Origin of the sequence: Pseudomonas sp. LH21, from assembly GCF_036549575.1 — a bacterium.
Lineage (GTDB): Bacteria > Pseudomonadota > Gammaproteobacteria > Pseudomonadales > Pseudomonadaceae > Aquipseudomonas > Aquipseudomonas peradeniyensis.
The window spans coordinates 692,934-715,642 of the sequence record NZ_CP144367.1 but is presented as its reverse complement, the minus strand read 5'-3'; the positions used below and the strand labels follow the sequence as shown (position 1 = coordinate 715,642).

22 protein-coding genes and 1 pseudogene are annotated in these 22,709 nt (G+C 62.6%); 19 read left to right on the top strand and 4 right to left on the bottom strand.

Going from position 1 to position 22,709, the window contains the following annotated elements; all coding sequences use genetic code 11:
* The first annotated feature begins 82 nt into the window (after positions 1-82).
* From vapB to cycA, 10 genes and pseudogenes are all read left to right on the top strand, one after another.
* Positions 83-313, top strand: coding sequence for a type II toxin-antitoxin system VapB family antitoxin (gene vapB / locus VUG52_RS03470; protein ID WP_011535889.1), 231 nt, complete (start codon positions 83-85; stop codon positions 311-313).
* The gene (vapC, locus tag VUG52_RS03465; RefSeq protein ID WP_050707095.1) at positions 313-723 is read left to right on the top strand and encodes a type II toxin-antitoxin system tRNA(fMet)-specific endonuclease VapC; all 411 of its coding nucleotides are present in this window, start codon (positions 313-315) and stop codon (positions 721-723) included. Before vapB ends, vapC begins: the two co-directional genes overlap by 1 nt.
* Positions 724-795: 72 nt before the next feature.
* A complete protein-coding gene (locus tag VUG52_RS03460; protein WP_050707096.1) occupies positions 796-1,233 on the top strand; it encodes an NfeD family protein in 438 nt (145 codons plus the stop codon).
* Positions 1,234-1,260: 27 nt separating this feature from the next.
* Positions 1,261-2,115: an SPFH domain-containing protein gene (locus tag VUG52_RS03455; protein ID WP_050707097.1), complete on the top strand. Its 855-nt coding sequence runs from the start codon at positions 1,261-1,263 to the stop codon at positions 2,113-2,115.
* Between the two features lie 233 nt (positions 2,116-2,348).
* Positions 2,349-2,737: pseudogene (locus tag VUG52_RS03450) on the top strand (DUF2946 domain-containing protein).
* Positions 2,738-2,784: 47 nt separating this feature from the next.
* A complete protein-coding gene (locus tag VUG52_RS03445) occupies positions 2,785-3,270 on the top strand; it encodes a copper chaperone PCu(A)C (protein ID WP_050707099.1) in 486 nt (161 codons plus the stop codon).
* A 25-nt stretch (positions 3,271-3,295) separates the two neighbouring features.
* A complete protein-coding gene (locus VUG52_RS03440) occupies positions 3,296-3,727 on the top strand; it encodes a DUF2946 domain-containing protein (protein WP_220689970.1) in 432 nt (143 codons plus the stop codon).
* A gap of 69 nt (positions 3,728-3,796) precedes the next feature.
* Entirely contained in the window at positions 3,797-5,857 is a 2,061-nt protein-coding gene (locus VUG52_RS03435; RefSeq protein ID WP_050707101.1) for a TonB-dependent copper receptor, read from the top strand.
* Positions 5,858-5,915: 58 nt separating this feature from the next.
* Complete coding sequence (locus VUG52_RS03430) at positions 5,916-7,280, top strand: PepSY-associated TM helix domain-containing protein (protein ID WP_050707102.1); 1,365 nt, start codon at positions 5,916-5,918, stop codon at positions 7,278-7,280.
* A 230-nt stretch (positions 7,281-7,510) separates the two neighbouring features.
* A complete protein-coding gene (gene cycA / locus VUG52_RS03425) occupies positions 7,511-8,926 on the top strand; it encodes a D-serine/D-alanine/glycine transporter (protein WP_028691296.1) in 1,416 nt (471 codons plus the stop codon).
* Between the two features lie 86 nt (positions 8,927-9,012).
* On the opposite strand, the gene VUG52_RS03420 is transcribed toward cycA, so the two are convergent.
* Positions 9,013-9,312 (bottom strand): hypothetical protein, encoded by a 300-nt coding sequence (locus tag VUG52_RS03420; RefSeq protein ID WP_331832432.1) that lies wholly within the window; start codon positions 9,310-9,312, stop codon positions 9,013-9,015.
* A 579-nt stretch (positions 9,313-9,891) separates the two neighbouring features.
* Between VUG52_RS03420 and VUG52_RS03415 the strand changes: the two genes are divergently transcribed.
* From VUG52_RS03415 to VUG52_RS03380, 8 genes are all read left to right on the top strand, one after another.
* Positions 9,892-11,775 (top strand): hypothetical protein, encoded by a 1,884-nt coding sequence (locus VUG52_RS03415; RefSeq protein ID WP_331832431.1) that lies wholly within the window; start codon positions 9,892-9,894, stop codon positions 11,773-11,775.
* Between the two features lie 217 nt (positions 11,776-11,992).
* Positions 11,993-13,258, top strand: coding sequence for an urea ABC transporter substrate-binding protein (urtA, locus tag VUG52_RS03410; RefSeq protein WP_331832430.1), 1,266 nt, complete (start codon positions 11,993-11,995; stop codon positions 13,256-13,258).
* 115 nt (positions 13,259-13,373) lie between these two features.
* Positions 13,374-14,885, top strand: coding sequence for an urea ABC transporter permease subunit UrtB (gene urtB / locus VUG52_RS03405; protein WP_442964604.1), 1,512 nt, complete (start codon positions 13,374-13,376; stop codon positions 14,883-14,885).
* Positions 14,885-15,964 carry an urea ABC transporter permease subunit UrtC gene (urtC, locus tag VUG52_RS03400; RefSeq protein ID WP_050707106.1) on the top strand — a complete coding sequence of 360 codons (1,080 nt, stop codon included), beginning with the start codon at positions 14,885-14,887 and terminating at the stop codon, positions 15,962-15,964. The genes urtB and urtC overlap by 1 nt, the downstream gene beginning before the upstream one ends.
* Positions 15,961-16,818, top strand: a complete 858-nt coding sequence (gene urtD, locus VUG52_RS03395) for an urea ABC transporter ATP-binding protein UrtD (RefSeq protein ID WP_331832429.1) — start codon at positions 15,961-15,963, stop codon at positions 16,816-16,818. The genes urtC and urtD overlap by 4 nt, the downstream gene beginning before the upstream one ends.
* Before the next feature lie 128 nt (positions 16,819-16,946).
* Complete coding sequence (gene urtE, locus VUG52_RS03390) at positions 16,947-17,645, top strand: urea ABC transporter ATP-binding subunit UrtE (RefSeq protein ID WP_331832428.1); 699 nt, start codon at positions 16,947-16,949, stop codon at positions 17,643-17,645.
* 31 nt (positions 17,646-17,676) lie between these two features.
* Positions 17,677-18,201: a GNAT family N-acetyltransferase gene (locus VUG52_RS03385; RefSeq protein WP_331832426.1), complete on the top strand. Its 525-nt coding sequence runs from the start codon at positions 17,677-17,679 to the stop codon at positions 18,199-18,201.
* Positions 18,202-18,206: 5 nt separating this feature from the next.
* A complete protein-coding gene (locus VUG52_RS03380; RefSeq protein ID WP_050707110.1) occupies positions 18,207-18,740 on the top strand; it encodes a GNAT family N-acetyltransferase in 534 nt (177 codons plus the stop codon).
* A 110-nt stretch (positions 18,741-18,850) separates the two neighbouring features.
* Here VUG52_RS03380 and VUG52_RS03375 read toward each other — a convergent pair whose 3' ends face one another.
* Positions 18,851-19,156 carry a chaperone modulator CbpM gene (locus VUG52_RS03375; protein WP_011535907.1) on the bottom strand — a complete coding sequence of 102 codons (306 nt, stop codon included), beginning with the start codon at positions 19,154-19,156 and terminating at the stop codon, positions 18,851-18,853.
* A 2-nt stretch (positions 19,157-19,158) separates the two neighbouring features.
* Complete coding sequence (gene cbpA / locus VUG52_RS03370; protein WP_331832423.1) at positions 19,159-20,118, bottom strand: curved DNA-binding protein; 960 nt, start codon at positions 20,116-20,118, stop codon at positions 19,159-19,161.
* A 163-nt stretch (positions 20,119-20,281) separates the two neighbouring features.
* Here cbpA and VUG52_RS03365 point away from each other — a divergent pair, with 163 nt between their 5' ends.
* Positions 20,282-21,553, top strand: coding sequence for an Hsp70 family protein (locus VUG52_RS03365; protein WP_331832422.1), 1,272 nt, complete (start codon positions 20,282-20,284; stop codon positions 21,551-21,553).
* 133 nt (positions 21,554-21,686) lie between these two features.
* On the opposite strand, the gene VUG52_RS03360 is transcribed toward VUG52_RS03365, so the two are convergent.
* Complete coding sequence (locus VUG52_RS03360) at positions 21,687-22,694, bottom strand: AI-2E family transporter (protein WP_110734957.1); 1,008 nt, start codon at positions 22,692-22,694, stop codon at positions 21,687-21,689.
* Between the last annotated feature and the right edge of the window lie 15 nt (positions 22,695-22,709).

Here is a 22,709-nt window from a genome sequence, read left to right as displayed (position 1 = left end):
TTACGCTACGTATATCCCATTGACATATCCACTCCCGGAATTAAACTCCGGACATACATTTGCGCTTTCAAGGAGGCCCATCATGGAGCAAGGTGCAGTCTTCAAAAGCAACCGCAGCCAGGCTATCCGCATGCCAAAAGCCCTCGCCCTTCCAGAAGACGTCACCCGCGTGGACATCGTCGCGGTGGGCCGTTCCCGTATCATCTCGCCTGCCGGCGAAAGCTGGGACAGCTGGTTCGAGGGTGACGATGTGAGTGCGGACTTCATGGCGAGCAGGGAACAGCCAGCCGACCAGGAGCGCGAAGGATTCTGATGCTCAGGTACATGCTCGATACCAACATCTGCATTTTCACCATCAAGAACAAGCCACAAGTGGTGCGCGAGGCGTTCAATCGGTACCACGGCCAGTTGGCCATCAGTACGGTAACCCTGATGGAGTTGATCTACGGTGCGGAAAAGTCCGCCGCGCCGGAACGTAATCTGGCCATTGTCGAGGGGTTCGCCGCACGGCTCGATGTGCTTGACTACGACATTCAGGGCGCAGCGCACACCGCGCAGCTACGTGCGGAGCTGGCCAAGGCCGGCACGCCCATCGGCCCATACGACAGAATGATTGCCGGCCACGCCCGCGCTCGTGGCCTCACGCTGGTGACCAACAACCTGCGCGAGTTCCAGCGTGTTCCGGGGCTGCGTGTGGAAGACTGGGTGACACACCCACGCTGACGGTCACGAGATGGCCCTGTGCCTTGATCCTGCCGTAGAATCACCTCTCCCCTTCTGGAAGGCTCCACCCATATGGAAATGCAATGGTGGATCTGGCTCGTCTTCGGCGTAGCCCTGATCCTGCTGGAACTGGTGCTCCCCACCTTCTTCATCCTCTGGTTCGGCATCGGTGCCGTGCTGGTGTCGCTCGTCTCGCTGCTCGCCCCCAGCCTGCAACTCGATATGCAGGGTTTGCTGTGGGTGGTGTTCTCATCGATCACCACCGTGCTCTGGTTCAAGGTGTTCCGCCGCAAGAAGCCGGACGTGCGCTGGACCGCCGACAGCGTGATCGGCGAGGTCGGCCTGCTGACCGCCAACGTCTCGCAGTTCCAGAAAGGCCGGGTGCGCTTCCAGAAGCCCATCCTGGGCAACGAGGAATGGACCTGCGTCGCCGACAACGACATCCCCGCCGGCGAGCGCGTGCGCCTGGCCGCCATCGAAGGCAACACCGCCCGGGTCATCCGGGCCTGAATCCGCACTAAAAGGAAGTTCGCAAGCATGACCAGCCTGATCGTCGTCGCCACCCTCGCCGTATTCGTCCTGATCACCGTGTTCAAGGGGGTGCGCATCGTGCCCCAGGGCGAGGAGTGGATCGTCGAACGCCTGGGCCGCTACCACAGCACCCTCAAGCCGGGCCTGAACATCGTCATCCCGTACATGGACGTGGTCGCCTACCGCCTGCCGACCAAGGACATCATCCTCGACGTGCAGCAGCAGGAGATCATCACCAAGGACAACGCGGTGATCGTCGCCAACGCCCTGTGCTTCGCCAAGGTGGTCGACCCGCAGAAGGCCTCGTACGGCGTGCAGAACTTCTCGTTCGCCGTCACCAGCCTGACCATGACCTCGCTGCGCGCCATCGTCGGCGCCATGGACCTGGACGAAGCGCTGTCCAGCCGCGAGCAGATCAAGGCGCGCCTGCGCGAAGCGATGTCCGAGCAGACCGAAGACTGGGGCGTGACCGTGCGCTCGGTGGAGATCCAGGACATCAAGCCATCGCCGAGCATGCAGACCGCCATGGAACGCCAGGCCGCCGCCGAACGTGAGCGTAAAGCCGACGTGACCCGTGCCGAAGGCAACAAGCAGGCGGCGATTCTCGAAGCCGAGGCGCGCCTGCAGGCGGCCAAGCTGGATGCCGAGGCCCAGGTCAACCTGGCCGAGGCGTCGGCGCGGGCGATCACCCTGGTCAAGGAAGCGGTGGGCAGCGAAACCGTGCCGGCCATGTACCTGCTGGGTGAGCGTTACATTGGGGCGATGGAGAACCTGGCGGGTAGCGACAATGCAAAAGTCGTGGTGCTGCCGGCTGATCTGCAGGAGACCGTGCGCGGGCTGCTGGGGCGTGGCAAGGCCTGATACCCCCAGCCCTGTGTGAGCGGGCATTGTGGGAGCGGGCTTGCCCCGCGATAGGGCCCGCCCAGGCAACATCATTCCCAGGCCTGGCCCTATCGCGGGGCAAGCCCGCTCCCACGAACCCACGTCTCTGGCGCGGCATGCTCTACTTCAGGTGCGGCACTTCACCGCACCCCGGCATTTTTACCTATACTCCGCCGTACAATAGCCATCACGATTCCTGACCGGATCTCTCCATGCCCCCACGTCGGCACATCGCCTGGATAGCCTGCCTTGCAGTGCTGTTCAACCTGCTGGCCATGCCGCTGTCTTCTGCCGCGCCCAAGGGCCCGGCCGAGCAGCTGCTGTGGGGGCTTTCTGTTCCAGCATGGCCAACAAGGCCAAGGTCGATGTCCAGGCCCTGGCCAAGATCGACCTCGGTACGCAAAGCGACGACAGCGCCAGCATGATGAACTGCTGGTGCTGCCTGGGTGCCGCGCCCTTGCTGGCCCTGCCCGGCTACCCGCCGCAGTTGCACAATCCGCCCGTGCTGCCTGCCGGCCACCCGCCGCAACTCGCCAACTATCAGCCCACGCCGCGCCAATTATGGCCCGCGCTCAATCCCCGTGCCTCTCCCCTGGTTTGAGTTCACTACGCTGTCTGCCTGAACCTCAACAGATCGGAGACTCACCCATGCTCAAGCAAGTCCTCGTCCTGGCCGCCCTGCTGCTGCCCGGCGCCTATGCCAACGCCCACGAATACAGCAAAGGCGATCTGCACATCGCCCACCCCTGGTCGCTGGAGCTGCCGCCGAACGCGCCCAACGTCGCGGCCTATTTCGTCGTGCACAACAACGGCAAGACCGACGACCGCCTGCTCTCGGCGGACACGCCAATCAGCGCCGACGCCCAGTTGCACGAGCATGCGATGAGCGCCGCCGGCGCCATGAAGATGCAGCAGGTGCAAAGCGTGCTGGTGCCCGCCGGCAAGGACCTGACCTTCGCCCCCAGCGCCTACCACGTGATGATCATGCAGCCCAAGGACCGCAGCCTGCTGACCGACGGCAAGCGCTTCCCGCTGACCCTGCACTTCGAGAAAGCCGGTGACATCACCGTCGAGGTCGCCGTGCAGAAGCAGCCACCGGCCGAGCAGGCCGCAGCACACGAACACGCGCACTGACCTGATCGACTGACAGGCGCTCGCCATGAGCCTGCCGCGCTACAGCTCCGTCCGCACTACCCGCCCTGATCGCAGGCGCGTCGGTGGCGGCTGGCTGAGCCTGTTCGCCATGTGGATGATCTTCATCGGCCCGCTGGTTTCCCAGTCGATGCCGATGGAGCACCACGCCGGCATGTCCATGCCCATGGACATGTCGATGAGCATGCCCATGGCGCACGGTCACGACGAGCACCACGGCCACGGCAACGATGGCCAGCTGCATGTCATGTGGGAAAAGTGCGGCTATTGCAGCCTGCTGTTCAACTGCCCCGCCCTGCCCCAGACCCTCAGCCCGCTCAGCGCAGGCAGCGTCACCCCACCCACCCACCTCACCATCGCCACGCGCCAGGGCCATGCCCGGCAGGCTGTATTCCCCGGCGCCCGCAGCCGCGCGCCGCCCCGCTCGATCGTCGCTTGAACACAACACGCTAAACGCCCGAAGCCAGGAGGCTTCGCGCTGACTCACGACTGATCGACTGGAATCATTATGTCCGGCTGCACCCCTGTTTTTGCCCTTTCGCTGCGCGGCACCATCGCCGTGCTCTGCGGCTCGCTGCTCGCGCCACTGGCCTTTGCCGCCGAAACCGGCCACGAAGGCCATGTGCACGACCCGGCCGAGCTGAGCCCGACGGTGATCACCGCCATCGCCCCGAGCTCGCCGCTGACCGTGGTCACCAACCCCAAGGACCCGCGCCAGCCCGTACCGGCCAGCGATGGCGGTGACTACCTCAAGACCATCCCCGGCTTCTCGGTGATCCGCGCCGGCGGCACCAACGGCGACCCGGTGCTGCGCGGCATGTTCGGCTCGCGCCTGAACATCCTCACCAACGGCGGCATGATGCTCGGTGCCTGCCCTGGCCGCATGGACGCCCCGACCTCGTATATCTCGCCGGAGACCTACGACCGCCTCACGGTAATCAAAGGCCCGCAGAGCGTGATCTGGGGCCCGGGTGGCTCCGCTGGCACCATCCTCTTCGAGCGTGAGCCGGAGAAGTTCGGCGAGCTGGGCAGCCGGGTCAACGGCAGCGTGCTGGCCGGCTCCAATGGCCGCTTCGACAAGGTGCTCGACGCCGCGGCCGGCGGCTCGCTCGGCTACGTGCGTTTCATCGGCAACCAGTCGCACTCGGACGACTTCGAGGACGGCAACGGCGACACCGTGCCGTCGCGCTGGGACAAGTGGAACGGCGACGTCAGCCTCGGCTGGACCCCGGACGCCGACACCCTGCTGGAACTGACCGCCGGCAAGGGCGACGGCGAGGCTCGCTCCGCCGGGCGCGGCATGGACGGCTCGCAGTTCAAGCGCGAAAGCCTGGGCCTGCGTTTCGAAAAGTCCAACCTCGGCGAGGTGCTCGACAAGGTCGAGGCGCAGGTCTACTACAACTACGCCGACCACGTGATGGACAACTACACCCTGCGCTCGACCGTCGGGATGCCGATGGCCAGCAACGTCGACCGCCGCACCCTGGGCGGGCGGATCAAGGCCACCTGGCGCTGGGCCGATGTGCAACTGATCAGCGGTATCGACGCGCAGACCAACGAGCACCGCAAGCGTAGCGGCATGGGCATCGATACGTACAAGGCCAAGCCCTGGGACAAGGACGCCGACTTCCACAACTACGGGCTCTTCGGTGAACTGACCTGGTACGCCACCGGCGAAGACCGGTTGATCACCGGTGCCCGCCTGGACCGCGCTTCGGCCCGCGATTTCCGCAAGGGCATCGCCACCAGCGGCAACACCCGGGCCGATACCTTGCCCAGCGGCTTTGTGCGTTATGAGCACGACCTGGCTGCGGTACCCGCCACCACCTATATCGGCCTGGGCCACACCCAGCGCTTCCCGGACTACTGGGAGCTGTTCTCGCCAACCCTGGCACCCACCGGCTCGGTGAATGCCTTCGACGGCATCAAGCCGGAAAAGACCACCCAGCTCGACTTCGGCATCCAGTACCGCGACGAACGCCTGGAGGCCTGGGCTTCGGGCTACGTCGGGCAGATCCGCGACTATATCCTGTTCGATTACGTGCCAGGCATGGGCGGCATGAGCAACCGGCTCGTTTCCCGGGCACAGAACATCGACGCCCGCATCATGGGCGGCGAACTGGGCGCGGCCTACAAGCTGACCGAAAACTGGAAGGCCGACGCCACCCTGGCCTACGCCTGGGGCAAGAACAGCAGCGACGGCAAGGCCCTGCCACAGATGCCACCGCTGGAAAGCCGCCTCGGCCTGACCTACAGCCGCGACACCTGGAGCGTCGGTGCCCTGTGGCGCCTGGTCGCCGAGCAGAACCGCATTGCCAAGAACCAGGGCAACGTGGTCGGCAAGGACTACGACACAAGCTCAGGCTTCGGCGTGTTCTCGCTCAACGGTGCCTACAAGATCAACAACAACCTCAAGCTCAGCGCGGGCGTCGACAACCTGTTCGACAAGGCCTACGCCGAGCACCTGAACCTGGCCGGGAATGCCGGGTTCGGCTACCCGGCCAGCGCCACGGACCCGGTGAACGAGCCAGGCAGGACCTTCTGGACCAAGGTCGACTTCAGCTTCTGACAACAACAAACGGGCGCGGGACCTGACCGCGCCCACTTGAGGTCTACGGGAGGCTCCCATGAGCAAACCAAACGTTTCCTTCTACAACCTTGCGTGGCGCTGGCATTTCTATGCCGGACTGTTCGTGGCGCCGTTCATGATCCTGCTGGCGATCACCGGGATCATCTACCTGTTCAAGCCGCAGCTCGACCCGCTGGTGTACCGCGAGCTGATGGTGGTCGAGGCCGGTCATCACCGACAGGGCGCCGACACGCTCCTGGCCAACGTGCGCCAGGCTTATCCACAGGGCCAGGTGGGGCAGTACCTGCCACCGGTGAGCGCCGAGCGCAGCGCGCAGTTCGTCGTGCACGATGGCGGTCGCGAGCTGAACGTGTTCGTCGATCCGTACAGCGGCAAGGTGCTGGGCGAACAGGACGGCAAACAGAACCTGCAGGCCATCGCCCGCGCCCTGCATGGCGAACTGATGGTCGGCACGGTCGGTGACCGGCTGGTGGAGCTGGCGGCCGGCTGGGGCATCGTCCTGATCGTGTCCGGCCTCTATTTGTGGTGGCCACGCGGGCGCAGCAGCGCAGGCGTTCTCTGGCCACGCCTGAGCGCACGCGGCCGGGTGCTGTGGCGCGACCTGCATGCCGTCACCGGCTTCTGGGGTTCGGCCTTGCTGCTGATGATGCTGATCAGCGGCATGACCTGGACCGGGCTGTGGGGCAAGCAGTATGCCGACCTGTGGAACCGGTTCCCGGCGGCCATGTGGAATGACGTGCCCAAGTCCGATAAACAGGCAAGCGAACTGAATGAAGCCCACCGCCAGACTGTGCCGTGGGCCATGGAGAACACCCCGATGCCGGTGTCAGGTGCCCATGCCGAGCATGCAGGGCATCACATGATGGATCACGCTCCCGCAGCGCCGCAGGTGAGCCTGCAGCAGGTCGAGAACATCGCCGATCTGCGCGAGGTCGAGCCGGGCTACAGCATCACCCTGCCGACCAGTGCCGACGGGGTGTTCACCATCGCGGTGTTCGCCGACGATCCGCGCAACGATGCCACCCTGCATGTGGATCAATACACTGGAAAGGTGCTGGCCGATGTGCGCTGGCAGGACTACAGCCCGGTGGCTCGCGCCACGGAGCTGGGGGTGATGCTGCATGAAGGGAAGATGTTTGGGCCGCTGAACCAGATCGTCATTCTGCTGGTGTGCCTGATGATCCTGCTGGGTTCGGTGAGCGGGCTGGTGATGTGGTGGAAGCGCAAGCCGGCTGGTGGGCTGGGGATGCCGCCGCTGCGTCATGACCTGCCGCGCTGGAAGACGGCGGTGGGGGTAATGGTGGTGCTGGGCGTCGCCTTCCCGCTGGTGGGGATTTCGATGGTGGTGATGTGGGTGGTGGATAGCCTGGTGGTGAGACGCCAGATCATGGTCAGGGCCTGATATCGCAATCGCGGGGCAAGCCCGCTCCCACGCCTGCCCTGTGAGATCAGCGTGGGAGCGGGCTTGCCCCGCGATGAGGCCGGCACCAACAACCATTGATTCCCGTCATGTCGAGCACCGCGCTGCACCGCCAAGATCGTGTCGATCTGCCACGCCCGCGATCGGAACGCGACGTGATAGCCTACTCGGCTTTCGCTCAAAAAAGACTGACCCTCAATGGAATGCAGCCTATGACCCGGACCTCCCAGACACCCTCTGAAGAGCAGCACCTGCAACGCAACCTGACCAACCGCCACATCCAGCTCATCGCCATCGGCGGCGCCATCGGCACCGGCCTGTTCATGGGTTCGGGCAAGACCATCAGCCTGGCCGGCCCGTCGATCATCTTCGTCTACATGATCATCGGCTTCATGCTGTTCTTCGTCATGCGCGCCATGGGCGAGCTGCTGCTGTCGAACCTCAACTACAAGTCGTTCATCGATTTCTCCGCCGACCTGCTCGGCCCCTGGGCCGGCTACTTCACCGGCTGGACCTACTGGTTCTGCTGGGTGGTCACCGGCATCGCCGACGTGGTGGCGATCGCCGCCTATACCCAGTTCTGGTTTCCCGACCTGCCACAGTGGATACCGGCGCTAAGCTGCGTGGCGCTGCTGCTGTCGCTGAACCTGGTGACGGTGAAGATGTTCGGCGAAATGGAATTCTGGTTCGCCCTGATCAAGATCATCGCCATCATGGGCCTGGTCGCCACCGGCCTGTACATGGTCATCACCGGCTTCCAGTCGCCGAGCGGCCACACCGCCACCCTGGCCAACCTGTGGAATGACGGCGGCATGTTCCCCAATGGCCTGCTGGGTTTCTTCGCCGGCTTCCAGATCGCCGTGTTCGCCTTCGTCGGCATCGAGCTGGTGGGCACCACCGCCGCCGAGGCAAAGAACCCCGAGCGCACCCTGCCACGGGCGATCAACTCGATCCCCGTCCGCATCATCGTGTTCTACGTGCTGGCGCTGATCGCGATCATGGCGGTGACCCCCTGGCGCGACGTGGTGCCGGGCAAGAGCCCGTTCGTCGAGCTGTTCGTGTTGGCCGGCCTGCCGGCGGCGGCGAGCATCATCAACTTCGTGGTGCTGACCTCGGCGGCCTCGTCGGCCAACAGCGGCGTGTTCTCCACCAGCCGCATGCTGTTCGGTCTGGCCCAGGAGGGCGATGCGCCCAAGGCGTTCGAGAAACTCTCGCGCCGCGCGGTGCCGGCCAACGGCCTGTACTTCTCCTGCACCTGCCTGCTGCTGGGCGCGGTGCTGATCTACCTGGTACCCAACGTGATCGAAGCCTTCACCCTGGTGACGACGGTGTCGGCGGTGCTGTTCATGTTCGTGTGGACGCTGATCCTGCTGTCGTACCTGAGCTACCGCAAACAGCGCGCGGCGCTGCATGAGCAGTCCACCTACAAGATGCCCGGCGGGCGCTTCATGTGCTACGTGTGCCTGGTGTTCTTCGCCGGCATTCTGGTGTTGTTGAGCCTGGAGGCCGATACGCGCTCGGCGCTGGTGGTGACGCCGATCTGGTTTGTTATTCTGGCGGTGACCTATCAGTTTGTGCGTAGCAGGCGCCAGCCGCGTACCGCCGTGCGTGGGGCGTCGAACAACTGATCCTGAACCCATCGCGGGGCAAGCCCGCTCCCACGCCTGCCGTGTGAGGTCGGCGTGGGAGCGGGCTTGCCCCGCGATGAGGCCCGCTAGCCTTGCTCCAACCCTTCAAGCACGGCTTCGGCCAACGCCAGGCCTTTTTCCAGCGAGTTCTCCGTCGCCGTCAGCAAACTGCGCAACGGCTCCCCCGCCTTCACCAACGCGGCAGCATTGGTCTCATACGCCGCCTTCAACGCCGCCACCGCGCACACCAGCGCATCCTCGCTATCAACGCCAGCACGTACCGAGAGAATCGGATCATGGGCGTGATTGCAGGTGCCAAAGTGGGAACAAGCGGTGACGGGACGTGATTTGCGCGGGGTGAGGTCGAGCAGCGATTCCTGGTTCATGGCTGCACCTCTCGATGAAAGGTGGCGATCTCGACAAATGCGAACGGTGGATCTGGAACGATCTTCTTGAGCATGGTGCTACTCCTTGCAACATTTCCGAAGTGTTTCTCCGAGCCCATACGCCAATATGGGTGGACGGAGCCGTGCGGGTTGGCGTTACCGGTCGGAAGGCCGGCGAGCCCGAAGGCTCCCACACACAGCTCCGCCCATAATGGGTGCAACCATGCGGGGCACAGATTTCGCGAGTGCGAAGTGCCCGGTTCCGAATACGGGACGCCAATCCCGAGCCGCAGAATCTACTGCGGTGTGGCACGGTACTCAAGTATCAGAGGTGTGTCAAAATGTTCATCACTGGATTTAGTCGCCCCCTAAGGCCATCCTTCAACTCCATCAAGCGCTGTTCTTCAGAGAAGAGCAAATCACCTAAAAGCTACTACGTCGTAATAAACTCATACAATCGCTCAATCTCAAACGCTAAACAACACAAACGAAAACAATAAGCAATACCAACCAGCACTCCATTGCGAAACAATCAAAAAGCCACTATTCTGATGTTTTTGTAATGGCAGGGTAGCCTTGATGAACAATATAATTGCCAGCACTTCTTCATCCAAAGCACTAGAACATATTTACAAAGAGGGAAAGGACTTCATCCTAATCGCACTAACGGGCAGGACAGGTTCAGGATGTTCTACAAGCGCGCAAATACTTAGTTCAAGAAGCCTAGAGCTACCAGAGCAAGGGTACCACGGAATAACTCCCAACGAGTTCCGGAAATACAAAATCATCAAAAAATACCTGGCGCAGCAGTGGCAACCCTTTAAATGGCTACAAATTAGAACCGTCATCTCAAAATTTCTAATTCAATTAAGCTTCGAAGAATTCTCCATCTTCATTAGCAATACGTTAAATCTAGACCATGAAGAAATTCTCAAAAAAATAACTCGCCTTAAAACAGATTTTTTGAAAATACAAACAACCATTCAAGACTACGAGCTTACCAGCCAACTAGAAAGAAGAGAGTCGAGAATTCAAGACAACGAAATATACAACTTATACTTCTCAACCCTTCCAAAATTCTCAGACGAAATAAAGTCCACCCTACAAGAAATCTCAGAAAACGCATATACAAGAATCTATCAGACTGCTGGCGACAACATACGAGCATCAGGCACGGCCAACAGTAGCGTTTTCGACAGCGAATGCATATTCAACCTACCCCGCTCAATCAATAAAGCTGTAAAAGCCGCCCACCAAGTATGTAAGCACAAAGACGAACCCTGCTATATTGTTATTGACGCATTCAGAAATCCATACGAAGCCTTCTTCTTCAAAGAGCGTTACGCAGACTTTTATTTATTTTCAATCAATACCGAAAACAGTAGCCGATTGGAGCACCTGAGAAAAACACACAAATTCACTGAAGATCAAATCAAAGATCTTGACGAGAAAGAATACCCCTCAAAACTTACTGGAGAAAAGAACTTTACATCCCAGAACATCCAGAAATGTATAGAAATCTCCGACATACACATTCACAACCCCAAGCAGGATAAATTCACTCAAGTAGAACTTAAATGCCAACTCGGGTGGTATATAGCTCTAATAATGCACCCTGGGTTAGTGATGCCGTCCTCTATAGAGACGTGCATGCAGATTGCCTACAGCGCCAAGCAGAGCTCAGGCTGTATATCGCGCCAAGTTGGAGCCGCCGTTACCGACAATGAATTTTCACTAAAATCAATAGGATGGAATAACACCCCCCAGGGACAAGTCCCGTGCCTTTTAAGGAACGCTGAGGACTTATTAAAAGGATCGGACCGATTAGCGTATAGTGACTACGAAAGAAACAACAAAGAATTCCATGATGCAATCGAGATAAAATATGCAGCACACGTTGACTCGCCACTGCTCAATGGTAGAAATCTACCTTACTGTTTTAAAAGTGTGCAAAACGAGGTCGACAACGAAAAAAACCAGGTCCACACGAGATCCCTCCACGCAGAGGAAAATGCTTTCCTACAAATATCAAAATACGGTGGACAAAAGCTCAAAGGAGGTGTGCTGTTCACAACCGCCAGCCCTTGCGAGCTTTGCGCCAAAAAGGCTTACCAGCTCGGAATAAGCCTAATCGTTTATATCGACCCATACCCAGGAATCGCAACCTCTCACACTTTGGCGAATGGAACAGCAACTCCACAAATGCAGCTATTCAGAGGCGCTGTCGGTAAAGCATTCCATCAGCTTTATCAACCGCTTATGCCATTCAAAGACGAGTTGGAAACTCTGCTAGATATCTCGAAGCTACCGAAACCCAAAAACCCCGCAATCGAAGAACTCAAAGATGAAAACATTAAATTGAAGCAAGAAATTGAGACACTAAAAAGCCTTATCAACTCATTAGGCGAAAACCACTCAAAAACAAAGTCTCAAACAATCAAAAAAGCCAGCAAACGCCCATAACCCTACCCCCTATAACTAGAGCTACTAAAGCTCTAGTTATATAAGTATCGAAAAGCCAGCACCAATCTTGTGCAAATCACCTCATAGGGCACCAAACTGGCTCTTTAAAGGCCCACTTAACACCATCAACAGCGTCTATCTCGTACTTCGTGCTCCTCGGCACAGCCTTTGCAATCTCCGACCTGGCCAACACCCACCATCACATCGGAGTGAGCACATGAAGCGACGCAGTCTGATCAAGGCCTTTACCCTCAGCGCATCGATCGCCGCGATGGGCCTGAGCTGGAGCATCCAGGCCGCCGAGACCATCAAGGTCGGCATCCTGCATTCGCTGTCGGGGACCATGGCGATTTCCGAGACCTCGCTCAAGGACATGGCACTGATGACCATCGACGAGATCAATGCCAAGGGCGGGGTCAACGGCAAGCAGCTCGAGGCGGTGGTGGTGGACCCGGCGTCCAACTGGCCGCTGTTCGCCGAGAAGAGCCGCCAGCTGCTGACCCAGGACAAGGTGGCGGTGGTGTTCGGCTGCTGGACCTCGGTGTCACGCAAGTCGGTGCTGCCGGTGTTCGAGGAGCTCAACGGCCTGCTGTTCTACCCGGTGCAATACGAAGGTGAGGAGATGTCGCCGAACGTGTTCTACACCGGTGCTGCGCCCAACCAGCAGGCGATCCCGGCGGTGGAATACCTGATGAGCGAGGACGGTGGCGGCGCCAAGCGCTTCTTCCTGCTGGGCACCGACTACGTCTACCCGCGCACCACCAACAAGATCCTGCGCGCCTTCCTGCACAGCAAGGGCGTGGCCGACAAAGACATCGAAGAGGTGTACACGCCGTTCGGCCACGCCGATTACCAGACCATCGTCGCCAACATCAAGAAGTTCTCCGCCGGCGGCAAGACGGCGGTCATCTCGACGGTCAATGGCGACTCCAACGTGCCGTTCTACAAGGAGCTGGCCAACCAGGGGCTGAAGGCCACCGACGTGCCGGTGGTGGCGTTCTCGGTGGGCGAAGAGGAGCTGCGCGGCATCGATACCAAACCGCTGGTGGGGCACCTGGCGGCGTGGAACTACTTCGAGTCGGTGGATAACCCGGTGAACCAGAAGTTCGTCGCCGACTGGAAGGCCTATGCCAAGGCCAAGGGCCTGCCGGGGGCCGACAAGGCGGTGACCAACGACCCGATGGAGGCCACCTACGTGGGCATTCACATGTGGGCGCAGGCGGCGCAGAAGGCCGGCAGCACCGAGGTGGACAAGGTGCGCGAGGCGCTGGCCGGGCAAAGCTTCAAGGCGCCGTCGGGCTTCACCCTGTCCATGGACAAGAGCAACCACCACCTGCACAAGCCGGTGATGATCGGCGAGATCCAGGATGACGGGCAGTTCAGTGTGGTGTGGCAGACCGAGGAGCCGCTGCGGGCGCAGCCTTGGAGCCCGTTCATTCCGGGGAATGACAAGCGGCCGGACTATGCGGTGAAAGGGGACTGAGTGTACTGGGGCCGCTTTGCGGCCCATTCGCGGGTAAACCCGCTCCCACAGGGACCGCACCAGTTTCAGACCTTGCACCGTACCTGTGGGAGCGGGTTTACCCGCGAAGAATCCACTGCCGATTTCCAGGATGGCCCGCATGCTCAGACTCCTGCTCACGCTACTGCTGCTATTACCCCTGGCCACCCAAGCCAGCGAAGGCGAGTTCTTCCTGACCGCCAAACCCGCCGAACAGGCCCAACTGCTCGAAAGCTGGGCCGCACAACCCGATGCCGCCCGCCTGCCGCTGCTGAACAACCTGCGCCAAGGCCGCATCGCCGAAACCGACACGCGCAAACTGCGCCTGAACAACCGCCTGCGCGGCCTGATCGACAACGCCCTGGCCAGCCATCAGCTGTTCAGCGACCAAGCCAACGTGCGCCTGGCCGCCGCCCAGCAACTGCAAAAAACCGCACAACCGGCGCAGATGGCCTTCCTCGACCGCCGCTTCGCCAGCGAACCCGACGCCGCCGTGCACGCCGCACTCGGCCTGGCCCTGGCCAACCTGCAACTGGGCGCCAGCGAGCCCGCGGTACGCCTGGCCGCGGTGCGCCTGCTCGGCGAAACCGGCGACCCGCTGGCCCGCACCCGCCTCGAAGCGCTACTACAACCCGACGCCGAAACCGACGCCGCCGTGCGCACCGCCGCTGAAACCAGCCTGGCCCAAGTGCAGCGCAAATTGCTGGTCGGCGAACTGCTCGGCCAAGCCTTCAGCGGCCTGTCGCTGGGTTCGATCCTGCTGCTGGCGGCGCTGGGCCTGGCAATCACCTTCGGCCTGCTCGGGGTGATCAACATGGCCCACGGCGAAATGCTGATGCTCGGCGCCTACAGCACCTACATGGTCCAGGTGCTGCTGCAGCGTTATGCCCCCGGCGCCATCGAGTTCTACCCGCTGATCGCCCTGCCGGTGGCCTTCGCCGTCAGCGCCGGGGTCGGCATGGCCCTGGAGCGCACGGTGATCCGCCACTTGTACGGCCGCCCACTGGAAACCCTGCTGGCCACCTGGGGCATCAGCCTGATCCTGATCCAGGCCGTGCGCCTGATCTTCGGCGCGCAGAACGTCGAGGTGAGCAACCCAGCCTGGCTGTCCGGCGGCATCCAGGTGCTGCCCAACCTGGTGCTGCCGTACAACCGCCTGGTGATCATCGGCTTCGCCCTTGCCGTGGTGCTGCTCACCTGGCTGCTGCTCAACCGCACGCGGCTGGGCCTGAACGTGCGCGCCGTCACCCAGAACCGCAACATGGCGGCCTGCTGCGGGGTGTCCACCGGGCGCGTCGACATGCTCGCCTTCGGACTCGGCTCAGGCATTGCCGGGCTCGGCGGCGTGGCCCTGAGCCAGGTCGGCAACGTGGGGCCGGACCTGGGCCAGAGCTACATCATCGACTCGTTCCTGGTGGTGGTGCTCGGCGGCGTCGGGCAACTGGCCGGCAGCCTCTGGGCCGCCTTCGGCCTTGGCATCGCCAACAAACTGCTGGAGCCGCAGATCGGTGCGGTGCTGGGCAAGATCCTCATCCTTGCGCTGATCATTCTGTTCATCCAGAAGCGCCCGCAAGGCCTGTTCGCCCTCAAGGGACGGGTAATCGACTGATGAACCAGCCATTGATTGTCACTGCCACGCGCAAGGTCGGCACACGGCTGTCGCTGGCCGTCGGCGCCGTTGTCGTCCTGGTGCTGCTGGCCCTGCCGCTGCTGTCGCTGCTTCCCGACGGGCATGCCTTGCAGGTCTCGGCCTATACCCTGACCCTGGTCGGCAAGATCCTCTGCTACGCCATCGTCGCCCTGGCCCTGGACCTGGTCTGGGGCTATGCCGGGCTGCTGTCGCTGGGCCACGGCCTGTTCTTCGCCCTGGGCGGCTACGCCATGGGCATGTACCTGATGCGCCAGGCAGCCGGCGATGGCTTGCCGGGGTTCATGACCTTCCTGTCGTGGAGCGAGCTGCCCTGGTACTGGGCAGGCACCCAGCATTTCGCCTGGGCGCTGTGCCTGGTGGTGCTGGCACCGGGGCTGCTGGCGCTGGTGTTCGGCTTCTTCGCCTTCCGCTCGCGGATCAAGGGCGTGTACTTCTCGATCATGACCCAGGCCCTGACCTTCGCCGGGATGCTGCTGTTCTTCCGCAACGAAACGGGCTTTGGCGGCAACAACGGCTTCACCAATTTCCGCACCATCCTCGGTTTCGACATCACCGCCCAGGGCACCCGGGCCGTGCTGTTCCTGCTGACGGTTGGCCTGCTGCTGGGCAGCCTGTTCCTGTGCTGGCGCCTGACCCAGAGCAAGTTCGGGCGCCTGCTCACCGCCGTGCGCGATGCGGAGAACCGCCTGATGTTCTGCGGCTACGACCCACGCGGCTTCAAGCTGCTGGTGTGGGTGCTCAGCGCCGTGCTGTGCGGCCTGGCCGGAGCGCTGTACGTGCCGCAGGTGGGCATCATCAACCCCAGCGAGATGTCGCCGACCAATTCCATCGAGGCCGCCGTGTGGGTGGCCCTCGGCGGGCGCGGCACGCTGGTCGGGCCGTTGCTTGGCGCCGGCCTGGTCAATGGCATGAAGAGCTGGTTCACCGTGGCGTTCCCCGAGTTCTGGCTGTTCTTCCTCGGCGCGCTGTTCATCCTCGTCACCCTGTACCTGCCCAAGGGCGTGGTCGGCCTTGTAAAGAAAAGGAGCCAGCCATGAGAAGCGTGCCCCCGGTGCATCCGGAATTCATGCTGGAACCGATCTTCGACCAGCTCGGCAGCGGACGCGAGGCCATCGGCCTGGGCCGGCGCCGCGAGGCCGGGCTCGACACCCGACATGGCACGGTGCTGAGCCTGGAGGGCATCAGCGTCAGCTTCGACGGCTTCAAGGCGCTCAACGATCTGAACCTGTACATCGGCGTCGGTGAGTTGCGCTGCATCATCGGCCCCAACGGCGCCGGCAAGACCACGATGATGGACGTAATCACCGGCAAGACTCGGCCCGATACGGGTACCGCGTTTTTCGGCGACACCCTCGACCTGACCCGCATGAGCGAGTGCCAGATCGCCCAGGCCGGCATTGGCCGCAAGTTCCAGAAGCCCACGGTGTTCGAGGCGCTGACGGTGTTCGAGAACCTGGAGCTGGCGCTCAAGGCCAACAAGTCGGTGTGGGCCAGTTTGGTGGCGCGGTTGTCCGGTGAGCAGCGCCAGCGCATCGAGGAAGTGCTGACCACCCTGCGCCTGCTGCCCCTGGCCCAGCGCCAGGCGGGGTTGTTGTCCCATGGGCAGAAGCAGTTCCTGGAGATCGGCATGCTGCTGGTGCAGGAGCCAAGGTTGCTGCTGCTCGACGAGCCGGTGGCGGGGATGACCGATGCCGAGACCGAGTTTACCGCCGAGCTGTTCCGCTCGCTGGCGGGCAGGCATTCGCTGATGGTGGTGGAACATGACATGGGCTTCGTCGGCAGCATTGCCGACCATGTGACGGTGCTGCACCAGGGTAGCGTGCTGGCGGAAGGGTCGCTGGCGCAGGTGCAGGAGGATGAGCGGGTGGTCGAGGTGTATCTCGGTAGATAGGCCTGTGAGGGGGGGCGTGGGAGCGGGCTTGCCCCGCGATTGCGCCAGCCCGGCCAACATCATTTCCAGGCCTGACGCAATCGCGGGGCAAGCCCGCTCCCACGAATTGAACGACTCAAGGGCAGAACATGCTGAAAATCGACACCCTGCACCAATACTACGGCGGCAGCCACATCCTGCGCGGCCTGTCCTTCGAGGCCAAGGTCGGCGAGGTCACTTGCCTGCTCGGCCGCAACGGCGTGGGCAAGACCACCCTGCTGCGCTGCCTGATGGGCCTGCTGCCGGCCCGCGAGGGCCGCGTGGAATGGCAAGGCAAACCCATCACCACGCTCAAGCCCCAGCAACGGGTCCAGGCCGGCATCGCCTACGTGCCCCAGGGCCGCGAGATCTTCCCGCGCCTGACCGTCGAGGAAAACCTGCTGATGGGGCTGTCGCGCTTCCCCGCCCGCGAGGCACGGGAAGTACCCGCCTTCATCTACGAGCTGTTCCCGGTGCTGGAGCAGATGAAGCAACGCCGTGGCGGCGACCTCTCGGGCGGCCAGCAGCAACAGCTGGCCATCGGCCGCGCCCTGGCCAGCCGCCCGCGCCTGCTGATCCTCGACGAGCCCACCGAAGGCATCCAGCCCTCGGTGATCAAGGAGATCGGCGCGGTGATCCGCAAGCTCGCCGACCGGGGCGACATGGCCATCCTGCTGGTGGAGCAGTTCTACGATTTCGCCGAGGAACTAGCCGACCAGTACCTGGTCATGGCCCGCGGCGAGATCGTCCAGCGCGGTCGAGGCGAAAACATGCACGCCGAAGGTGTGCGCGGCCTGGTTACCATTTAATCTGCAGCCACTTCCCTTGCGAGACGCTGTCATGAGTTACCAGATCCGCGACGCCCTGATCGACGACGTGCCGGGCATCCTCGACATCTACAACGACGCCGTACGCAACACCACGGCGATCTGGAACGAAACCCCGGTGGACCTGGGCAACCGCGAGGCCTGGTTCGAGGCCCGCGCGCAGCAGGGCTACCCGATCCTGGTGGCGGTGGACGACAGCGGCGTGCTGGGCTATGCCTCATTTGGCGACTGGCGGCCGTTCGAGGGTTTCCGGCATACCGTCGAACATTCGGTGTACGTACGTAGCGACCAGCGCGGCAAGGGCCTGGGCCCCGTTCTGATGGAAGTGCTGATCGAACGGGCGCGCCTTTGCGACAAGCATGTGATGGTCGCCGCCATCGAGAGCGGCAACGCCGCGTCGATCCGCCTGCACGAACGCCTGGGCTTCAGCATCACCGGGCAGATGCCGCAGGTGGGGGTGAAGTTCGGGCGCTGGCTGGACCTGACCTTCATGCAGCTGTACCTGGATGACAACACCCTTCCCCCTTCAAGGACCTGAAGCCCATGAACACCGCCCAGCTGCACCGCGTCACCCACGAAGGCCTGGCGTACTACCGCCACGGGCTGGTGGCCCTGTTGCTCGATGCGGTACGCCAGGGCGCGTCGGTGGGGTTTATGGCCGATATCGACGAGCAGCAGGCCAAGGCCTACTTCGATGAGGTGAAGGCAAAGCTGGCCGGTGGCGAGCAGCTGCTCTGGGTCATTGCCCAGGGGCAGGAGGTGCTGGGTAGTGTGCAGCTGGGGTTGTGCCTGAAGCCCAATGGCCTGAACCGGGCCGAGGTGCAGAAACTGCTGGTGCACAGCAATGCGCGGCGGCGTGGGCTGGGGCAGCAGTTGATGCGGGCCCTGGAGGCCGAGACGCGGCGGATCGGGCGGGGGATGCTGTTTCTCGATACCGAGGCGGGGTCTGGGGCCGAGGCGTTCTATCGGGCGCAGGGGTACAGCAAGGCGGGGGAGATTCCGGATTATGCCTGCGGACCGGAAGGGGTTTATCGGCCGACAGCGCTGTACTTTAAAGTGATTGCGAAAGCTTCGTGAAGCTAGGGGCGCTTTGCGCCCCTTTCGCGGCACAAGGCCGCTCCTACAAGGGAGCGCGGTCGCCTGTAGGAGCGGCCTTGTGCCGCGAAAGGGCTGCGCAGCAGCCCCAGCTACATTTGGGTAAACCTGCCCAACCGCTGCTTCAACATGCTGTTCTCGCTGCGCAATTGCTGTACCTCTTCCAGCAACTCCAACGCCAGCGCCACCCCTTCCCACTCCAGCTCCAGCTCCTGATGCAGCTTCACCGCGCGCTTCAAGGTCACCGGCGCGCGGTCATCGAACACCCACTCTTCAGGCGTTCGCCCCGACGGTTCGACAATGCCGTGCTCGACGATCTCGATCACCCAGTCGGCCGATACATCGGCCTCCTGGCACAGGGTACGCATGTCCAGTTGAACGATCAGGGTGCTGCTCATGATCACTTACTCCATTGAGTCCTCGGGTTGAACGCGGCTTTCTCGGAGAGCTGGGTCCACAATGCGCGAGTTGCGTCGTCGGATTGGGCAGGCATCACTACCTTGAGCTGGGCGTACAGGTCGCCGCGCTCGCCTTGCTTGTTCAAAAGGCCCATGCCCTTGACCCGCAGGCGCTGGCCGCTCTGGCTGTCGGGGCGGATCGTCAGGTTGATCTTGCCAGTCAGGGTCGGCACGGCCACCTTGGCGCCGAGCGCCGCTTCCCACGGTGCCAGGGGCACGGTGATGATCAGGTCATGGCCTTCGACATCGAACAGCGGGTGCGGTGCCATGCGGATGGTCAGGAACAGGTCGCCATCGGCGCCACCGCCCACACCGGGTGCGCCCTGGCCCTTGAGGCGGATGCGCTCGCCGTCGGTCACCCCGGCGGGGATCTTCACGTTCAGCGTTTTCGTGGTGAAGCCGGTGCGCTGCCCGGCGCCGTTGGTCTGCGGCACCTGGAAGCTGATCTGCTTGGATTCCTTGTTCAGGGTCTCTTCGAGGAATACCGCCAGTTCAAGCTCCACGTCCTGCCCCCGCCTGCCGGCACTGCGTTGTTGCCGGCCACCGCCGCCACCGAAGGGGTTGCCACCCCGGGCGCCGAAGATCGAGCTGAAGAAGTCAGAGAAGTCGCCACCCTCGAAGCCGCCGCCAGCGCCGCCGCGCGACTCCCAGCCAGGCGGTGCCTGGAACGGCCGGCCATGCTGGCCGCCATACTTGCGGATCTCGTCGTACTCGGCGCGCTTGTCCTTGTCGCCCAGCACTTCGTAGGCCTCGTTGGCCTCCTTGAATTTGTCCTCGGCGTCACGCTCCTTGCTGACGTCGGGGTGATACTTGCGCGCGAGCTTGCGGTACGCGGCCTTGATCGCCTTCTCGTCCGCGCTCGCCTCGACGCCGAGTATCTTGTAATAGTCTTTGAAGTCCATCTATGGATCACCGATGTGAATGTACGTATTGCCACTGAAGATTGGGGTCAAGCATAGCCTTTCAAGGTTCATCCGGGGTTGCGCTATCGCAGACGACCGGTCTTGATTTAGCCGCAGACTGGCATAAACTGCGCGGCCGTTTTGCCTCCGGAAGCTCTCCCCCATGTCTGACGTATCCCCGGCCCGCGCCCTTGGCATCGACTTCGGCACCTCCAACTCCACGGTCGGCTGGCACCGTCCGGGCGTCGAATCGCTGATCGCCCTGGAAGACGGCAAGATCACCCTGCCGTCGGTGGTCTTCTTCAACATCGAGGAGCGTCGTCCCGTCTACGGTCGCCTGGCCCTGCACGAGTACCTGGAGGGCTACGAAGGCCGCCTGATGCGCTCGCTCAAGAGCCTGCTGGGCTCCAAGCTGATCAAGCACGACACCAGCGTGCTGGGCAGCGCCCTGCCGTTCAAGGACCTGCTGGGCATGTACATCGGCGAGCTGAAAAAGCGCGCCGAAGCCGATGCCGGCCGCGAATTCGAACAGGTGGTGCTGGGCCGCCCGGTGTTCTTCGTCGACGAAGACCCCGCCGCCGACCAGGAGGCCGAGGACACCCTGGCGGAGGTTGCGCGCAAGATCGGCTTCAAGGATGTGTCGTTCCAGTACGAACCGATCGCCGCGGCATTCGACTACGAGTCGGACATCAGCCGTGAAGAACTGGTACTGATTGTCGATATCGGCGGTGGTACCTCGGACTTTACCCTGATCCGCCTGTCGCCGGAGCGTCACCAGGTGGCCGAGCGTCAGGACGACATCCTCGCCACCGGCGGCGTGCACATCGGCGGTACCGACTTCGACAAGCAACTGAGCCTGCAGGGCGTGATGCCGCTGTTCGGCTACGGCAGCCGGATGAAGAGCGGCGCGCTGATGCCCACCAGCTACCACCTCAACCTGGCCACCTGGCACACCATCAACGCCCTGTATTCGCAAAAGTCGCAGCTGGCCCTGGGCAGCATGCGCTACGACATCGAGGACACGCTGGGTATCGACCGCCTGTTCAACCTGATCGAGCAGCGCGCCGGGCACTGGCTGGCGATGGAAGTGGAAGCGAGCAAGATCGAGCTGACCGACCGCGACAGCCGCCGCATCGACTTCGGCCGCATCGAGCCGGAACTGTCGGCGGAGCTGACCCGGGCGCTGTTCGAAGACGCCATCGATGGTTTGCTGGAGCGAGTGCGCGGCAGCGTGACCGAGCTGCTGGCCAAGGCCGGCGTGAGCGAGGGCCAGGTGGACACGGTGTTCTTCACCGGTGGTTCCAGCGGGATTCCGGCGCTGCGCAACAGCGTGGCGGCGATGCTGCCCAATGCGCGGCATGTGGAAGGCAATATCTTCGGAAGCATCGGCAGCGGCCTGGCGATCGAGGCGCGCAAGCGTTACGGGTCAATCTGATCCATCTCCATCGCCTGTACCGACCTCTTCGCGGGTAAACCCGCTCCCACAGGTTCACCGCAGCCTTCAAGGCATCGGTAACCCTGTGGGAGCGGGTTTACCCGCGAAGAGGCCGACACATGCGAAACAGGTGTCAGACCAACTCCGCCCGCTTCAACTCACTCTTCAGGTAGGCGTAATAAATCGGCCCCGCCACCACCCCCGGCAGCCCGAACGCCGCCTCGAACACCAGCATCGCCAGCAACAGCTCCCAGGCCTTGGCACTGATCTGCCCGCCGACGATCCGCGCGTTGAGGAAGTACTCGACCTTGTGGATCACGATCAGGTACCCCAACGCCGCCATCGCCACCCAGATCGACAGCGACAACCCGACGATGGTGATCAAGGTGTTGGACATCAGGTTGCCGATTACCGGCAGCAGCCCGAGCAGGAAGGTGAGCACGATCAGCGTCTTGGTCAACGGCAGGTGCACGCCGAACAGCGGCAGCACCACGGCCAGGAAGATGCCGGTGAAGACGGTGTTGAGCAGCGAGATCTTGATCTGCGCGAAGACGATGTTGCGAAACGCCTGCACCAGCAGGCTCAGGCGTTCGAACAGCGCCGCCGCCAGGGGCTTGCGCCGGGAGATGTCGGGAATGCGCTGCAGGGCGACGATGGCGCCGAGGATCATGCCGATCAGCAGGGTCACGAACATGTGCGCCATGCCCTTGCCCACCAGTTGCAGGTCGCTCAGGTGGCTCTTGATCCAGTCGCCGATGGCCACCTTGAACTCGGCGGCGCTGGCCGGCAGGTAGGCTTCGATGAACGGCGGCAGCTGGCCTCGCGCGCGCTCGACCAGGCCCATGAACTTGTCCAGTGAGGCGCCGGGGTTCTCGGCCTCGTGCAGCAGGAAACTGAAGGCGCCGGCGATCAGCAACGTCAGCGTGCTCACCACCAGGGTGCCGAGCAGCGCCACCGCCAGCCAGCGTGCGCGCTGCCCGGCGATCAGCGGTTGCAGGCGCGGTGTGAGCATGTTGACCAGCTCGTAGACCAGCAGGCCGGCCAGCAGGCTCGGCAGCAGCTTCAGCGGCAGCGCCAGCAACAGGCCCGCCATGACGATGATCCAGCTGGCCAGGGTGACCTGGCGGGGAGTGAAAGTCATACAGCCTCAACGGCA

Excerpts from the sequence above, each read along its gene's own strand:
- vapB (WP_011535889.1), top strand. The coding sequence starts at position 83 with ATGGAGCAAGGTGCAGTCTTCAAAAGCAACCGCAGCCAGGCTATCCGC.
- vapC (WP_050707095.1), top strand. The coding sequence starts at position 313 with ATGCTCAGGTACATGCTCGATACCAACATCTGCATTTTCACCATCAAG.
- VUG52_RS03460 (WP_050707096.1), top strand. The coding sequence starts at position 796 with ATGGAAATGCAATGGTGGATCTGGCTCGTCTTCGGCGTAGCCCTGATC.
- VUG52_RS03455 (WP_050707097.1), top strand. The coding sequence starts at position 1,261 with ATGACCAGCCTGATCGTCGTCGCCACCCTCGCCGTATTCGTCCTGATC.
- VUG52_RS03445 (WP_050707099.1), top strand. The coding sequence starts at position 2,785 with ATGCTCAAGCAAGTCCTCGTCCTGGCCGCCCTGCTGCTGCCCGGCGCC.
- VUG52_RS03440 (WP_220689970.1), top strand. The coding sequence starts at position 3,296 with ATGAGCCTGCCGCGCTACAGCTCCGTCCGCACTACCCGCCCTGATCGC.
- VUG52_RS03435 (WP_050707101.1), top strand. The coding sequence starts at position 3,797 with ATGTCCGGCTGCACCCCTGTTTTTGCCCTTTCGCTGCGCGGCACCATC.
- VUG52_RS03430 (WP_050707102.1), top strand. The coding sequence starts at position 5,916 with ATGAGCAAACCAAACGTTTCCTTCTACAACCTTGCGTGGCGCTGGCAT.
- cycA (WP_028691296.1), top strand. The coding sequence starts at position 7,511 with ATGACCCGGACCTCCCAGACACCCTCTGAAGAGCAGCACCTGCAACGC.
- VUG52_RS03420 (WP_331832432.1), bottom strand. The coding sequence starts at position 9,312 with ATGAACCAGGAATCGCTGCTCGACCTCACCCCGCGCAAATCACGTCCC.
- VUG52_RS03415 (WP_331832431.1), top strand. The coding sequence starts at position 9,892 with ATGAACAATATAATTGCCAGCACTTCTTCATCCAAAGCACTAGAACAT.
- urtA (WP_331832430.1), top strand. The coding sequence starts at position 11,993 with ATGAAGCGACGCAGTCTGATCAAGGCCTTTACCCTCAGCGCATCGATC.
- urtC (WP_050707106.1), top strand. The coding sequence starts at position 14,885 with ATGAACCAGCCATTGATTGTCACTGCCACGCGCAAGGTCGGCACACGG.
- urtD (WP_331832429.1), top strand. The coding sequence starts at position 15,961 with ATGAGAAGCGTGCCCCCGGTGCATCCGGAATTCATGCTGGAACCGATC.
- urtE (WP_331832428.1), top strand. The coding sequence starts at position 16,947 with ATGCTGAAAATCGACACCCTGCACCAATACTACGGCGGCAGCCACATC.
- VUG52_RS03385 (WP_331832426.1), top strand. The coding sequence starts at position 17,677 with ATGAGTTACCAGATCCGCGACGCCCTGATCGACGACGTGCCGGGCATC.
- VUG52_RS03380 (WP_050707110.1), top strand. The coding sequence starts at position 18,207 with ATGAACACCGCCCAGCTGCACCGCGTCACCCACGAAGGCCTGGCGTAC.
- VUG52_RS03375 (WP_011535907.1), bottom strand. The coding sequence starts at position 19,156 with ATGAGCAGCACCCTGATCGTTCAACTGGACATGCGTACCCTGTGCCAG.
- cbpA (WP_331832423.1), bottom strand. The coding sequence starts at position 20,118 with ATGGACTTCAAAGACTATTACAAGATACTCGGCGTCGAGGCGAGCGCG.
- VUG52_RS03365 (WP_331832422.1), top strand. The coding sequence starts at position 20,282 with ATGTCTGACGTATCCCCGGCCCGCGCCCTTGGCATCGACTTCGGCACC.
- VUG52_RS03360 (WP_110734957.1), bottom strand. The coding sequence starts at position 22,694 with ATGACTTTCACTCCCCGCCAGGTCACCCTGGCCAGCTGGATCATCGTC.